Source organism: Leucothrix pacifica (genome assembly GCF_003172875.1).
GTDB classification, from domain to species: Bacteria; Pseudomonadota; Gammaproteobacteria; order Thiotrichales; family Thiotrichaceae; genus Leucothrix; species Leucothrix pacifica.
On sequence record NZ_QGKM01000012.1, the window covers coordinates 1 to 13553 of the forward strand.

A 13553-nucleotide genomic window follows, 5' to 3' on the forward strand; every position below is an offset into this window, starting at 1 on the left:
GACGTGTTAAAGGGTGAACTGTCAGCTATTTTGGAAGGTGTTGGTGAAAAGTACTGCATAACTTTTAGGTAGGTACTTAGTTCGGGGCATGATATTGGCTCACTCCTTTCCTGTTGCTATCAACACTGTCCCTGTTGCTATCAACACTGTCCCTGTTGCTTTCAATCAAGATATGCGAGCTCTAAAAGTTTCTAAGGATTTTCTGCCTGAGTATTTACTGTTTTACCTGCAATACATAAAGGGAAAAATTCTTAGCAAGGTTACTACTACTACTCATGGTACTAAAAGATTAGCTAGTGACGAATTGTATAGCACACCAGTCCCTAAACCGTCTCTAGGAACACAGAAAAAATTTGTTGAATTGATTAATTCACATCGTAAGATCAAAGATGAGTTTATAGCTTCTGTGGCCGCTTCAAGACTGCTTAAACAATCTCTAATCAATCAGGTGTTCTAACATGGCTTTCACTGAACTAAACGCCGTTGAGCATTACATCATCCACCAACTAACGGGTGTAAACCTCAACGACACTACAGTCAGTGAAAGCGAGTTACTTCCCTACAGCGGACAGTGGCAATTCCAAACCGCCGACCAACTCGGTCGCGGTATTAATGAAGTGCTGGTTGAGTCACATGTAAAGCAAGCACTGGTTCGCCTAAACCCAGAAATCGCGGCCAATCCTGACTTGGCAGATGAGGTGATTTACAAGCTCCGTGCGATTCTTATTTCAGTCAATCAGATTGGTTTAGTCAAAGCCAACGAAGAGTTTTTCAAGTGGTTAACGGGTGAAAAGACCATGCCATTTGGCGAGAACAACCGCCATGTGCCGGTGTGTTTATTGGACTTCGATAACTTCACTAATAACCAATATGTGGTGACTCAGCAGTTCCGCATTCATCACCGCGAAACCAAAATCCCAGATGTGGTGTTGCTCATTAACGGTATTCCCGTGGTTGTGGGAGAAGCAAAAACACCGATACGCCCCTCGGTGAGTTGGTTAGATGGCGCGCATGAGATACACGATATTTACGAAAACGCAGTGCCGCAGTTGTTTGTACCGAATATTTTATCGTTCGCGACTGAAGGCAAAGAGCTGTTTTACGGTGCGGTACGTTGCCCACTCGAATTTTGGGCGCCGTGGCGTTTAGAAAATGACGAAGAGCAGATAGCAAAAAGCCTTGGTTTAGGGGAGGTTGGGAAAGAGTTAAACGACTTGCTAAAACCGTCGCGCTTGTTGGATATTATGCGTAACTTCTCCTTGTTTACGACCAGTAAGAAAAAGCAGCGTATTAAGATTATTCCGCGTTTTCAGCAGTACGAAGGCGCGAATAAGATTGTTGACCGTGTCACTGAGGGCAAGGTTAAAAAAGGGCTTATCTGGCACTTTCAGGGTTCAGGTAAGTCTTTATTGATGGTGTTTGCCGCACAAAAGCTACGCCGCGCACCAGCGCTGAAAAGTCCAACCGTCATTGTCTTGGTGGATAGAACCGACCTTGATACGCAAATTAGCGGCACCTTTAACGCGGCCGATATTGCTAATGTTGAAACCACCGACAGCATGAGAGACCTCCACACTTTGTTGGAGCGTGACACCCGTAAAATTATTATCTCGACCATTCACAAATTCCGTGATGCGCCGCCGGATATGAATACGCGGGAAAACATTATCGTCATGGTGGATGAGGCACACCGAACCCAAGAAGGTGATTTAGGACGACAAATGCGCGCAGCCTTACCGAATGCATTTTTGTTTGGACTCACAGGTACGCCAGTGAATAAAGCGGACAAAAATACTTTCTGGGCCTTTGGTGGTGAAGATGACCCTGGCGGGTATATGTCGCGTTACACCTTTCAGGATTCGATACGCGATGAAGCGACACTACGCTTGCACTTTGAACCACGCTTGATTGATGTGCATGTGGATAAAGAGGCCTTGGATAAAGCGTTTGCTGAGTTTAAAGCCTCAGCCGCATTGACCGATGAAGAAGCGGATGCGCTTAACCAAAAATCTGCAAAAATGGCGGCATTTCTCAAGTCTCCAGAGCGTATAGAGAAGATTGTTAAAGACATTGCATCGCACTTTAACGAGAAGGTCGCGCCGCATGGCTTTAAGGGCATGATTGTCACGCCAGACCGTTATGCCTGTGTGCAGTATAAAGAGGAGTTAGATAAGTATTTCCCCGAGGATGCGAGTCGTGTGGTTATCTCAACCACAGCGAATGATGCGCCTGAGTTTAAGCAGAAGTGGGCGGTTGATAAAACGCAGCAAGAAGCAATTGTTGATGAGTTTAACGATAAGGACTCTGCGCTTAAATTTATTATCGTGACGGCGAAATTGCTAACGGGCTTTGATGCACCGATTTTGCAGACCTTGTATTTAGATAAGTCCTTAAAAGATCATACTTTGCTGCAAGCAATTTGTCGTACTAACCGACTGTATCCCAATAAGAACTTCGGTCGCATCGTGGATTACTTTGGTATTTTTGATGATGCGGCGAAGGCGTTGGAGTTTGACGAGGAAAGCGTCAAGCAGGTAGTGACCAATCTATCTGAGCTACGTGATAAATTACCTCAAGCGATGCTAGATGCTCTATCTCACTTCGCAGGTGTCGATAGAACGCTGGAAGGCTTTGAAGGTTTAGAAGCGGCGCAGAATGCGATTAAGGGTGATGATAAGAAAGATGCGTTTGCTGCTGACTTTAAGTATTTGTCTAAGCTGTGGGAGTCTTTATCGCCTGATCGTATTTTGGATGAATACACGCAGGATTATCGGTGGTTAGCGCAAGTCTTTGAGTCGGTAAAACCAGCTTCGGATAATATCGGTAAGCTGCTTTGGATGACACTGGGTGCTCAGACGACGCAGTTGATTCATGAAAATGTGCATGTGGGTGAGGTGCATACTTTAGATGAGTTTGTACTAGATGCGGATGTGATTGAGGAGATCGCAAGTAACCCAAACTCTAAGCAAGCTAAGCAGCTTGAAAAAGTGTTGCTAGAACGCTTTAAGAAACATACGGGTGATCCTAAGTTTAAGTCTTTGAGTGAGCGCCTAGAGGAGCTACGAAATAAAGCGGAGTTGGGCCTGATCGCGTCAATCGACTTTGTTAAAGAGCTTTGTAAAATTGCTAAAGAAACGGTACAAGCAGAAAAAGCACTCGCAGCTGAACTTCAGGAGAAAACGCCAAAATCTGCACTGACCGATTTGTTTTTAGAGATGAAGACGGATCAAACACCAGTGGTTGTGGAGCGCATAGTGACGGATATTGATGCGATTGTTCGGGTGGTGCGCTTTCCGGGTTGGCAGAACTCGACAGCGGGTGAGCGCGAGGTGCAGAAGTCACTGCGTAAGGCGCTGTTGAAGTATAAGCTGCACAAGGATCAGGTGTTGTTTGATCGGGCTTATGGGTATATCAGGGAGTATTATTAAGTAATTGCGCCATCATTCTTGAGAGTATCAATATCATCTGGCTGATAGCCCAATTCCCGTAAAATATTCTGTCCATCCGCTCCTGGCGCTTTAGGACTCTTCGGTGTGACGGTTGCCGTACGACCAAACCTAGGCGCTGGCGCTGCCTGCAACACGCCACCCACCCGAATAAAATTCCCACGCTCAGCATTATGTGGATGCGTCTCCACTTCATCAAAATCAAGCACCGGGGCAACGCAGGCATCAGTACTGTCAAAAATCTGCATCCACTGTTCGCGTGTTTTAGTTTTAAATATCGTTTGATAAGTCTCTCGTTTATCCGGCCATTTTTCCTGCTGATATTGCGTGGCGATCTCTGCTTCATCCAATCCACTTAATTTCACCAATTCAGTAAAAAAGTGTGGCTCCAGTGGCCCAACGGAAATAAATTTCTCATCAGCCGTTTCATAGCAGCGATAAAACGGCGCAGCACCATCCAATAAATTACTCTCTCGCTGAGTCGTCCATGACTGCTGGGCGAACCAACTATGGATCAATCCCATCATGGCAGGAACGCCATCGACCATAGCGGCATCAACTACCTGACCTTTGCTGGATTGACTGCGTTCAAACACTGCGGACAGCACGCCGAACAACAAAAACATAGTCCCACCGCCATAGTCTGCTACTAAATTTAAAGGTGGGATCGGGGCTTGTTTATCTTTACCAATGGCATTGAGCGCGCCAGTGATTGAGAGGTAGTTAATGTCATGGCCAGCTGTTTGTGCCAGTGGACCAGTTTGCCCCCAGCCCGTCATTCGACCGTAAATAAGTCCCTGATTTTGCTTGTGAAGTATCTCAGGGCTAAGACCAAGCTTTTCCATTACTCCAGGTCGGAAACCTTCAATGAGGATGTCTGCGGTAGCGATGAGCTGTTTGGCAATTTTTAGGCCTTGGGCAGACTTTAGATTCAGGGCAATGGATCGTTTATTGCGCCGATTAATATCTGTAGGGTCGGCAGCGGCACTGTTACGATCAATCACTATGACCTCGGCGCCCAAGTCTGCCAGTAGTTGCCCTGCCAGTGGGCATGGGCCGAGACCTGTCATTTCTATCACTTTTAGATTTTTCAGTGGTCCGCTCATAAAGTTCTCGTTTGCTGATGCTCAAAATCGATAAAACAGTGATTTTCACGTATGAAGTGGCATTATTGTATGATTTGTAAGAAGATCTTAATTCAAAGTTTGATATAATCAATATTCACGAATGGAATCAAGGATTCAGGGTTGTTTACAATGACCGAAGATAAGCCAAGAAAAACGCTCACACTAAAAAGAAAACCAAAGGCTAAGGCCGCTGAAGCGAGTCATTCCGAAGAGATTAATGATGACGTGACAGAGTCAGTCAGAGGTCGCAAGCGCGTGATAAAAATGCAGTCTGCGGCACAGAAAAAGGCGATTAAAGACAGTAAATTATCTCCGTCTGAGCGTCAGTCACGTGAGCTCAAGCGTTTGCTTGCTGAGACATTTTCAGTATGGCGTCGCCGCCGACCATTGGCGCGTGGTATTGATGAGCAGATTGCTGCCTTTATAGAAACCCAGGGCGTTGAGATTAGTAAGCGCGCGGTAAAAAAACTACTGCACCGTCATACACATCACAAAAGTTACTTACAGAATGTAGCGCGTGGTGGTGTGCGTTTTAAGTTGGATGGCACTGAAGACGGTGAGATTCTGCCGGAAGAGCGTGATCATGCCAGACGCGCCATGGAATCACTGGAGTCTTGAGTACCAAAACCGCTGAACAGTGGATCGAAGCGCTGAAGTTAGTGCCATTGCCAGAAGAGGGTGGTTGGTATAATGAGGTGTACCGGTCCGATGAAACTATCAAGCGAGCGGCACTGCCTGCAAGATTCGCTGGCGAACGATGCTTCGCAACTTCAATTTATTATTTGCTAAAAAGTGATGAGTTCTCGGCATTTCATCGCATTCAACAGGAAGAGATCTGGCACTTTTATGAAGGTAGCCCACTGATCGTTCATGAAATTGATTTGGCGGGAAATTACACGGCACACCGTTTGGGAAGAGATTTTGATGCTGGGGAGCGTTTCCAGCTGACCATTCCACGTGGCCACTTGTTTGCTTCCAATGTTATTGAGTCCGCAAGGGATTCATTTTCTCTGGTTGCTTGTTCGGTTTCACCGGGCTTTGAGTTTGTAGATTTTGATGCACCAAAACGTGAGGTGCTGCTGCAGTCTTATCCGCAACATGCTGAAGTGATTCACTCCCTCACGCGCGAATAAAGACCAGCTCATTTTGCCGATAACATCGGGTGAATAACCACCGACAAAATGCGCTGGTACTACTGGTACACTGCCGTTTTGATGTTAGTGAGCGTGTTTGCTCTGGTCTTGTAATGGAACAGCAGGCTTAGCTGAAAGCGTATACATCTTGTAGATGAACCATCCCATACCACCAAAAATAGCGGCCAATGTGACAATGCTAAGAATTCCGGTTTGACTGAATAAAAAGTCCATGAGTGTGACTCCATCGTTAATTAAGTGATGGAGTCAGCTTATCGTGAGCTGGGAATCGCTTCCTTGATACATATCAATTTTATAAAAAATTATTGCTGCGATGCCTGTATCTGCTGTTTGATGGATAGGATGTACTGGCTGACTGAGGCTAGTTTTTCTGTATCTATTCCGGTGTGATAGCCTAGTTTGTGCAGTAGTTGCACCACTGCATCGGTTGAGACATTGCCTTTAGCGCCAGGTGCATAGGGGCAACCACCCAACCCACCGACAGCTGAGTCAAAGGTTCGAATACCTAGATCTAAACTCGCCTGGATATTATCTAGCGCAAGGTTGCTGGTGTCATGGTAGTGACCGGCTAGTTGGTCTGCCGCAACACGGGTGAGGACTGCTTCCAGCATGCGTGTTATTTCATCGGGTTTTGCTCTGCCGATGGTGTCGCCGAGTGACACTTCATAGCAACCTAGTGCTATTAAACGAGCGGTGGTACTGGCGACGCTGGCGGGATCGACTGCGCCGTCGTAAGGACACTCTACGATGCAAGACACATAGCCGCGAACGGGTATTCCGTCTTGTTTAGCCAGCTCCATAATCGGCTCAAAGCGTTGAATACTCTCTTCGATGCTACAGTTTATGTTGTGTTGGCTGAAGCCTTCTGAGGCAGAGGCAAAGATCGCGATTTCATCAGCGTTAGCTGCCTTGGCTCGCTCATAGCCTTTAAGGTTAGGGGTTAGTGCTGAGTAAGTGATCTTGCTATTGCGATGAATGCCCGCCAGAACATCGGCTCCATCTGCCATTTGCGGTACCCATTTGGGAGATACAAAGCTGGCTGCTTCAATTTTTGTTAGGCCTGTTTCTGACAAGCGATTGATCAATTCGATTTTTTGAGCCGTCGGGATCATTACTTTTTCATTTTGCAAACCATCTCGTGGCCCCATCTCAAAAATGGTAACGTTTTTATCGCTCATGACTTCCTCATAAAATTTTGTTGTTGTGGCAGCGTGATGCATGCAAGAACATAGAGGGTTATAGTACTCTGAAATCTTGCGAAATTGGACCTTTCCTTATGATGAAAGTACGGCTTTTATTAATCCTGAGTAGTGCCTTTATGACTGCTTGTACACTGATGCCTGCCACTAAAAAGAGCGCTACGCAGCCAATGAATTCAGTAAGGCTTGCCACGTTGTATGATGTGGCGATTTACGAGAGTTCCTCAAAGAAGCGGGTTTCTCTGCAGCAAACAGCAAAAGCTTTACGTGATGCGGATGTTGTTTTTATTGGTGAATATCACGGTAACCATGCGTCTCACTGGTTGCAGGCTCAGTTACAGGCGGCACTACATACCTCGCAGCCAAAACAAATACTGTCGCTTGAGCAATTTAGCACGGATAAGCAAGCTGAATTGAATCAGTATCTGAAGGGAGAGATTGGTGAGGTTGCATTGATAAAGACTGCCAGTGCCTGGCCGAATTACAAGGCGTCTTATCGTCCTCTGGTTGAGTTTGCCAAGCAACATAACTCTCCCGTGATTGCTGCGAATGCACCTGCTGACATTGTTCGCTGCATTGGCAGGCAAGGGGAGTCTTACCTAAGCAAGATTAAGCTGGAGCGTCGCCAGCAGTTAGCAAAGCAGGCTTTTTTAAATGATGTGGATTATCAGGCTGCGTTTCAAAAAGTAATGCATGCACCCTCAGGCGCGACCAGTAAAGCCCAGTCTGCCTTGAGTAATAGTTATTTAGCGCAGTTGAGTCGTGATAATACGATGGCAGAATCCATTGTGAAGGCGCTAAAACAGAACCCGGATCATCAGCTTATTCATATGAATGGCGCTTTTCACAGCGATAATCATTTAGGTACGGTAGCCTTACTAAAGCAGCGTTTGCCGGATATAAAGATCAAGGTGATTAGCCCAGTGAGATTGAATGCAGATAAGTCCAAGAACATTCCCTATGATAAAGGTGATTACGTCTACTTACTAAAACCACTGCCAGATCAATATGCCAATGATGCTGAACGCTCCGCTGCGTTTAAATCAATGTTTAGCCAGGCCAGACGTAAGGTCTGCGAATAGTCTACGGTTAGCTATGGATTCTTGAAATAGCGCGCTTTTGTCGCCATAGTCACTGCACACACACAATCACACACTAGGAATAAGAATGGCTAAGTACGCCACGGAAACGGTAACCGAAGTAAAGCATTGGAATGACACGCTGTTTAGTTTTAAGACCACCAGAGATGACGGTTTGCGCTTCCGCAATGGTGAGTTCATCATGATTGGTCTGGAAGACGAGCCGCGTCCGTTGATGCGTGCGTACAGTATTGCCAGTTCCAATTTTGATGAGTATCTGGAGTTTTACAGCATCAAAGCGCCGAATGGTGCGCTGACATCCCGTTTACAACACTTAAAAATAGGTGATGATGTTTTAATAGGCTCTAAACCGACCGGTACGCTAGTGCCTGATGACTTAAGGCCGGGTAAGCATTTATTCCTGTTTGCCACGGGAACCGGTTTGGCGCCGTTTCTCAGTATTATCAAAGACCCGGAAGTGTATGAGCGATTTGAGAAGGTCGTGGTATTTCACGGTGTGCGATTCTTAAGTGAGCTTGGTTATTATGACTGGTTGTCGGAAGGCCTGAAAAACCATGAATATCTGGGCGAGCTGATCAGCGATAAACTGTGCTATTACCCCGCGGTGACCAGAGAGCCATTCCGTAATCAGGGTCGTTTGACTGATTTGGTGAAGTCCGGAAAGTTGTGTAAAGACTTAGGCCTGCCACAGCTGAATCCGGAAACAGATCGCGCCATGGTCTGCGGAAGTCCTGCCATGCTTCAGGATACCTGCGATATGTTGAATGAGCTTGGTTTTGAGATTAGTCCAAAAATCGGTGTGCAGGGTGACTACGTGATTGAGCGGGCCTTCGTTGAGCGATGACAGAACGTCAATATTCAGTGGAGTAGCGCGGTTAAGGCGCTGCTACTCCATGGTTCATTAAACGGTTACACCATGTAAAACGCTATCATTGCTGCCAGAGTCATAATAAGTCCAAAGCGCCAGTGATAGCTAAACATCTTCGCCAGACTTAACTGGTAATGCCCTTTGAAAAATAATGACAATCCGGAAAATGGACTCATGACGGCGGCAATAGACCACGCTGACAGATAACAAAGTGCTAATAACGTCGTGTCAGGATCAGTACTTAAAATAACCGGCGCGGTCACGGAAATCCCCACCAAAACATGCGCCCCCAGCATCGCTACGGCCAATAGCAGTAGCAATAATAAGCTGGCAACTCCGGCATCAAATGTTTCGAAAGGCAATAGCGGCGGGTAATGCTTAAGGAGTGCGGTGCCTCCGTAACCCAGTACGCCCGCACTGATAAACAATAAAAACTCCCCCCGTAAATTCCCTAAACCAACACTGACGTGTCTGGTAATACTTCTGGTGCTTTGAATTACTCCCTGTCGCTTAATCAGAAACAGGCAAGGAATGAGTAAGGCAGAGATAGAGACCAGTAAAACCATCGCCACATCTGGCCAGATTAGGCGAGCTACTAATGCGCTGATTAAGAGACTCAGAGGAAGCAGCAGTGGTCCGATTCCAATGGGGTAGCCTTTAAACGTTGTCAGATGCTCCGGGTCGGTATGTTTGGCTTCAAAGAAACTGATGGTCAAGGCAATGAGAGTCAGCGGTATGCTGTAAATCCATAATGACAAAATATCGATGTCTGGCAGGTAGTGCAGGACGGTTGCCATAGCGCCAAAGAATGGTGACCAGTATGCGGCGATACAAACGGCTCGCATGGTTAAAATCGCCAGTGTTTTACTTAGGCTGCTGTCTTTATTTAAGTAGTCTGCTACTACAATACTGGCACTCATATTGATGATCGCCGCTAACAGGTGTGTGCCGAGCAGTGTTTGAACAAAAGCGGCTGGGCCAGTGCGTTGTTTTTGTGCTGCAGGTGTGACCGGGAGTACTCTTAGAAAGCTGACGGAGGTAAAGAGTATTAGCAACGGAATATTGCTATTTAAGGCGTCTAACCAGGGCACATCGTCACCTAAAAAATGCATCCAGATCAGCAGTGAAAACCCAATACCTAGCATGAGCCCGCACTGCCAGAGTAGCGTTTTACTGAGTGTTGTTGGTAACAAAATAACAGCAACGGCTGCCATGAGTCCGGTGTATGACAAGGCTTGATGATGAGTAATTAGCGTTAGTGCGATTATCGCAAACAGCAGGATCAACCAACCGCCCAACGTTGAACGCCAATGTGTTGAAGGAAGTATATTGAGAGTCACAGAAGACTACGCTCGGGTTGGTTTAAATTGGCAGTGTAGTCCTGTCATACACAGACGTAAAGTAATGATAGGTTGACAATTGTAGACGATCGGTCTATAAATAAAAGATGACTCAGAAACAGACTAATCCAGTACGCAGGGGGCGACCTCCGAAAAACGGTTATTCACCGGAAGAAACACGGCAACGTTTGATACGTCAGGGTATCGAAGTGTTTACGGAGAAGGGGTTTAGCAGTTCAGGCTTGGATGAGATTTTGCGTCAGGAGAAAGTGCCGAAAGGCTCTTTCTATCATTACTTCCAAAGTAAAGAAGCATTCGGAGAAGCTGTCATTACTGAATATGCCCAGTATTTTGCGAATAAACTCGATCGAAATTTCAATAACGAACAGCTGTCCCCAATGCAGCGACTACAGTCCTTTGTTGACGAAGCATGCCACGGTATGCAAAAACATAAATTTAAACGTGGCTGTCTGATTGGTAATCTTGGCCAAGAGCTAGGTTCATTACCGCCTGCATATCGTGTGCAGCTGGACTCTGTTTTTCTGAATTGGCAAATGCGTTTAGGGCTGCTCCTGCAAGCCGCTCAGGAAGCAGGTGAGTTATCAAAAGACGAAGACACGAAAGCGTTGTCCGCTTTTTTCTGGATCGGTTGGGAAGGAGCTATTCTGAAATCAAAGCTGGAAATTTCAGAGCAACCGATACGATTATTTATCCAGTATTTCATGCGACTTTGTCGCTAAGCAACACATTCAATGCGACCAAAACACGCGTTTATTTATAGACGATTGGTCTAAATTATTGATACACAATGAGAGGGTTTCCCATGTTTAAAGCGTTACTGATCGACAAAAATGATGATGGATTACAGGTTGGACTTAATGAAATTGAAGAGTCTCAACTACCAGAAGGTGATGTACGGGTTAAAGTACTGTACTCCACGCTGAACTACAAAGATGGCCTGGCAATTACCGGTAAAGCACCGGTAGTGCGAAAGTTTCCGATGGTGCCGGGAATTGATTTTGCGGCTGAGGTTGTTGAGAGTAATCACCAGGCTTGGTCTGTTGGCGATAAAGTAATTTTGAATGGTTGGGGTGTTGGTGAGTCTCATTGGGGTGGTTTGGCAGAGCAGGCCAGAGTCAATGGTGATTGGTTAGTCGCCTTGCCTGAGTCTGTGTCAGCAAAGCAAGCCATGTCTATCGGTACTGCCGGATATACTGCAATGTTGTGTGTGATGGGTCTACAAGACCAAGGTGTGAAGCCAGAAGACGGAGAGATTATTGTTACTGGTGCTAACGGTGGGGTGGGCAGTATCGCCACGTTGTTGTTGTCCAAGTTAGGCTATACCGTGGTGGCCTCAACTGGTCGCCTGGAGGAGACTGATTACCTGAAGTCTTTAGGTGCGACTGAGGTGATTCATCGTGATGAGTTCTCATCACCTGGTAAGCCTCTGGCTCGTGAGCGTTGGGCAGGTGCTGTTGATAGTGTTGGTAGTCACACGCTCGCGAATGTGTGTGCTTCAACCCGTTATGGTGGCGTAGTCACTGCTTGTGGTCTGGCGCAGGGCATGGATTTCCCAGCAACGGTTGCTCCATTTATTTTACGTGGTGTGCGCCTGATTGGCATCGACAGTGTTAATGCACCGCTGGAAAAGCGTATTGAAGCCTGGACTCAGTTAGCTAACTTACTGGATATGGATAAACTGGCAGAAAACACACGTGAAATCACACTGAATGACTGTGTGGAAGTGGCGACAGACTTATTAGCGGGGAAAGTGCGTGGTCGTGTTGTTGTCGATTGCACCGCTTAACTGAAATTTGCCCTAAGTAACGCTCAGGCACGACATTCTCATTATTCGTTTACGGAGATTGTTGTGTCTAAGCTTTCCGTTTATTTGCTTTTGCTTTATTGAGTGCTGTTGGTAGACTCTGTGACAAATAATATTCCTTGTCATACGACGATCATTCAACGGTTAACGGAAGCATAATCATGAGTAAATTTTCAGGAAAAACAGCACTAGTCACCGGCTCGACGAGTGGTATCGGTCTGGGTATTGCTAAAGAGCTAGCATCACAGGGCGCGAATATCGCCTTGAATGGTTTTGGTGATGCAGAACAGATTGAGGCACAACGCAGTGCGTTGGAGTCTGAGCATGGTGTAACCGTTAAATATTATGGTGCTGACCTTACCGATGTTGCTCAAATTGAAGCAATGATGTCGTCTATCCCTGATGAAACTGGTCCGATTGACATTCTGGTCAATAATGCTGGTATGCAGTTTGTCTCTCCCATTGAAGATTTTCCCGTAGCGCGCTGGGATATGATTATTGCGCTGAATCTTACCGCTTCATTCCACACTATTCGGTTAGCCCTTCCTGCGATGAAGAAAAATAAGTGGGGCCGTATTGTGAATATTGCCTCGGCACACGCCTTGGTAGCCTCTCCTTATAAATCAGCCTATGTCGCGGCCAAACATGGTATAGCGGGCCTGACTAAAACAGTTGCGCTGGAAGCGGCAGAAGAGGGTGTAACGGTTAATGCTATTTGTCCGGGCTATGTGTGGACGCCACTGGTTGAAAAGCAAATCCCTGATACCGCTAAGGCACGTGGCATGACGGAAGAGCAGGTGATTAATGATGTGATGCTAGCCGGTCAGCCCACGAAGCAGTTTGTATCCATTGAGCAAGTTGCCGCGTTTACCACATTTCTTTGTACAGATGACGCAAGTGGCGTTACCGGGTCCATGCAGTCGATTGATGGCGGGTGGATTGCGCGATAATGTGCGCTCTATAGTAATTTTGTTTGGGAGATACTGAAATGATGATTAGAAACTTACTCATGTCAGTGATGCTGATGTCGGCTTATGGCTGTGCTGGTACGTCTATAAATGATAAGGGTGCGCAAGACTCTGGAGCCTCAGCTAAGCAATGCTTGGCTAGCCAGCCTAAGAATGCTCATATGTGGATTAACTCGATGCCAAGTCCGGATTCATCGGGTCGTGCCCCTTTACGGGTAACGTTTACGGTTACGACGCCGACACCGGGTTACCAATTCGCTCTAGAGGTTGATCAGGTGAAGGAGAGTTTTCCTGAGCAGGTTGTGTTGGATCTTATCGTTAGCAGACCCGATGGGATTGTTGCTCAAGTGATTACCGAGACAGATGTGAACATCAAGCTGGATGATTTTCCGGGGTCAGTAGGAAGTTCTGTGCAAATCAACTGTGCAGGAAAATCATTCCTGAAGGTGAATGAGGTAATGGCTGTCTATTGAGGGGGCCGCTAGAACGAGTCAGATTTAATCTTAAAAGATATGCCGCTGTCAGT

The 13553-nt window shown here is 46.4% G+C and carries 14 protein-coding genes; 10 read left to right on the forward strand and 4 right to left on the reverse strand.

The window, feature by feature from the left end:
• Positions 1 to 88 precede the first annotated feature (88 nt).
• Positions 89 to 457, forward strand: coding sequence for a restriction endonuclease subunit S (locus tag DKW60_RS05940; RefSeq protein ID WP_109836757.1), 369 nt, complete (start codon positions 89 to 91; stop codon positions 455 to 457).
• 1 nt (position 458) lies between these two features.
• On the forward strand, positions 459 to 3428 hold the full coding sequence (locus tag DKW60_RS05945; protein ID WP_109836758.1) for a type I restriction endonuclease subunit R: 2970 nt from the start codon (positions 459 to 461) through the stop codon (positions 3426 to 3428).
• On the opposite strand, the gene DKW60_RS05950 is transcribed toward DKW60_RS05945, so the two are convergent.
• Positions 3425 to 4552, reverse strand: coding sequence for a CaiB/BaiF CoA transferase family protein (locus tag DKW60_RS05950; protein WP_109836759.1), 1128 nt, complete (start codon positions 4550 to 4552; stop codon positions 3425 to 3427). The genes DKW60_RS05945 and DKW60_RS05950 overlap by 4 nt on opposite strands.
• A gap of 150 nt (positions 4553 to 4702) precedes the next feature.
• Here DKW60_RS05950 and DKW60_RS05955 point away from each other — a divergent pair, with 150 nt between their 5' ends.
• Both DKW60_RS05955 and DKW60_RS05960 read left to right on the forward strand, forming a co-directional pair.
• Entirely contained in the window at positions 4703 to 5191 is a 489-nt protein-coding gene (locus tag DKW60_RS05955) for a ProQ/FINO family protein (RefSeq protein ID WP_109836760.1), read from the forward strand.
• The gene (locus tag DKW60_RS05960; protein WP_109836761.1) at positions 5188 to 5706 is read left to right on the forward strand and encodes a cupin domain-containing protein; all 519 of its coding nucleotides are present in this window, start codon (positions 5188 to 5190) and stop codon (positions 5704 to 5706) included. Before DKW60_RS05955 ends, DKW60_RS05960 begins: the two co-directional genes overlap by 4 nt.
• 84 nt (positions 5707 to 5790) lie before the next feature.
• Here the strand turns inward: DKW60_RS05960 and DKW60_RS23615 are convergent, their stop codons facing one another.
• Both DKW60_RS23615 and DKW60_RS05965 read right to left on the reverse strand, forming a co-directional pair.
• Positions 5791 to 5940, reverse strand: a complete 150-nt coding sequence (locus DKW60_RS23615) for a hypothetical protein (protein WP_181389596.1) — start codon at positions 5938 to 5940, stop codon at positions 5791 to 5793.
• Between the two features lie 89 nt (positions 5941 to 6029).
• Positions 6030 to 6905: a hydroxymethylglutaryl-CoA lyase gene (locus tag DKW60_RS05965; RefSeq protein WP_109836762.1), complete on the reverse strand. Its 876-nt coding sequence runs from the start codon at positions 6903 to 6905 to the stop codon at positions 6030 to 6032.
• 140 nt (positions 6906 to 7045) lie between these two features.
• On the opposite strand from DKW60_RS05965, the gene DKW60_RS05970 reads away from it, so the two are divergent.
• Together DKW60_RS05970 and DKW60_RS05975 are read left to right on the forward strand one after the other, a co-directional pair.
• Entirely contained in the window at positions 7046 to 8008 is a 963-nt protein-coding gene (locus tag DKW60_RS05970) for a ChaN family lipoprotein (RefSeq protein ID WP_181389597.1), read from the forward strand.
• A gap of 85 nt (positions 8009 to 8093) precedes the next feature.
• Positions 8094 to 8870: a ferredoxin--NADP reductase gene (locus DKW60_RS05975; protein WP_109836764.1), complete on the forward strand. Its 777-nt coding sequence runs from the start codon at positions 8094 to 8096 to the stop codon at positions 8868 to 8870.
• A 65-nt stretch (positions 8871 to 8935) separates the two neighbouring features.
• Here the strand turns inward: DKW60_RS05975 and DKW60_RS05980 are convergent, their stop codons facing one another.
• Positions 8936 to 10234, reverse strand: coding sequence for a hypothetical protein (locus tag DKW60_RS05980; RefSeq protein ID WP_146203437.1), 1299 nt, complete (start codon positions 10232 to 10234; stop codon positions 8936 to 8938).
• Between the two features lie 107 nt (positions 10235 to 10341).
• Here DKW60_RS05980 and acuR point away from each other — a divergent pair, with 107 nt between their 5' ends.
• From acuR to DKW60_RS06000, 4 genes are all read left to right on the forward strand, one after another.
• Positions 10342 to 10974 carry an acrylate utilization transcriptional regulator AcuR gene (acuR, locus tag DKW60_RS05985; RefSeq protein WP_109836766.1) on the forward strand — a complete coding sequence of 211 codons (633 nt, stop codon included), beginning with the start codon at positions 10342 to 10344 and terminating at the stop codon, positions 10972 to 10974.
• 83 nt (positions 10975 to 11057) lie between these two features.
• The gene (gene acuI, locus DKW60_RS05990) at positions 11058 to 12041 is read left to right on the forward strand and encodes an acrylyl-CoA reductase (NADPH) (RefSeq protein WP_109836767.1); all 984 of its coding nucleotides are present in this window, start codon (positions 11058 to 11060) and stop codon (positions 12039 to 12041) included.
• A 179-nt stretch (positions 12042 to 12220) separates the two neighbouring features.
• A complete protein-coding gene (locus DKW60_RS05995; RefSeq protein ID WP_109836768.1) occupies positions 12221 to 13009 on the forward strand; it encodes a 3-hydroxybutyrate dehydrogenase in 789 nt (262 codons plus the stop codon).
• A 38-nt stretch (positions 13010 to 13047) separates the two neighbouring features.
• A complete protein-coding gene (locus DKW60_RS06000; RefSeq protein ID WP_109836769.1) occupies positions 13048 to 13500 on the forward strand; it encodes a hypothetical protein in 453 nt (150 codons plus the stop codon).
• Positions 13501 to 13553 lie beyond the last annotated feature (53 nt).

Coding starts and splice junctions, on each gene's coding strand:
- DKW60_RS05995 (WP_109836768.1), top strand. CDS start 12,221: ATGAGTAAATTTTCAGGAAAAACAGCACTAGTCACCGGCTCGACGAGT.
- acuR (WP_109836766.1), top strand. CDS start 10,342: ATGACTCAGAAACAGACTAATCCAGTACGCAGGGGGCGACCTCCGAAA.
- DKW60_RS23615 (WP_181389596.1), bottom strand. CDS start 5,940: ATGGACTTTTTATTCAGTCAAACCGGAATTCTTAGCATTGTCACATTG.
- DKW60_RS05955 (WP_109836760.1), top strand. CDS start 4,703: ATGACCGAAGATAAGCCAAGAAAAACGCTCACACTAAAAAGAAAACCA.
- DKW60_RS05950 (WP_109836759.1), bottom strand. CDS start 4,552: ATGAGCGGACCACTGAAAAATCTAAAAGTGATAGAAATGACAGGTCTC.
- acuI (WP_109836767.1), top strand. CDS start 11,058: ATGTTTAAAGCGTTACTGATCGACAAAAATGATGATGGATTACAGGTT.
- DKW60_RS05945 (WP_109836758.1), top strand. CDS start 459: ATGGCTTTCACTGAACTAAACGCCGTTGAGCATTACATCATCCACCAA.
- DKW60_RS05940 (WP_109836757.1), top strand. CDS start 89: ATGATATTGGCTCACTCCTTTCCTGTTGCTATCAACACTGTCCCTGTT.
- DKW60_RS05965 (WP_109836762.1), bottom strand. CDS start 6,905: ATGAGCGATAAAAACGTTACCATTTTTGAGATGGGGCCACGAGATGGT.
- DKW60_RS05970 (WP_181389597.1), top strand. CDS start 7,046: ATGACTGCTTGTACACTGATGCCTGCCACTAAAAAGAGCGCTACGCAG.
- DKW60_RS05975 (WP_109836764.1), top strand. CDS start 8,094: ATGGCTAAGTACGCCACGGAAACGGTAACCGAAGTAAAGCATTGGAAT.
- DKW60_RS06000 (WP_109836769.1), top strand. CDS start 13,048: ATGATGATTAGAAACTTACTCATGTCAGTGATGCTGATGTCGGCTTAT.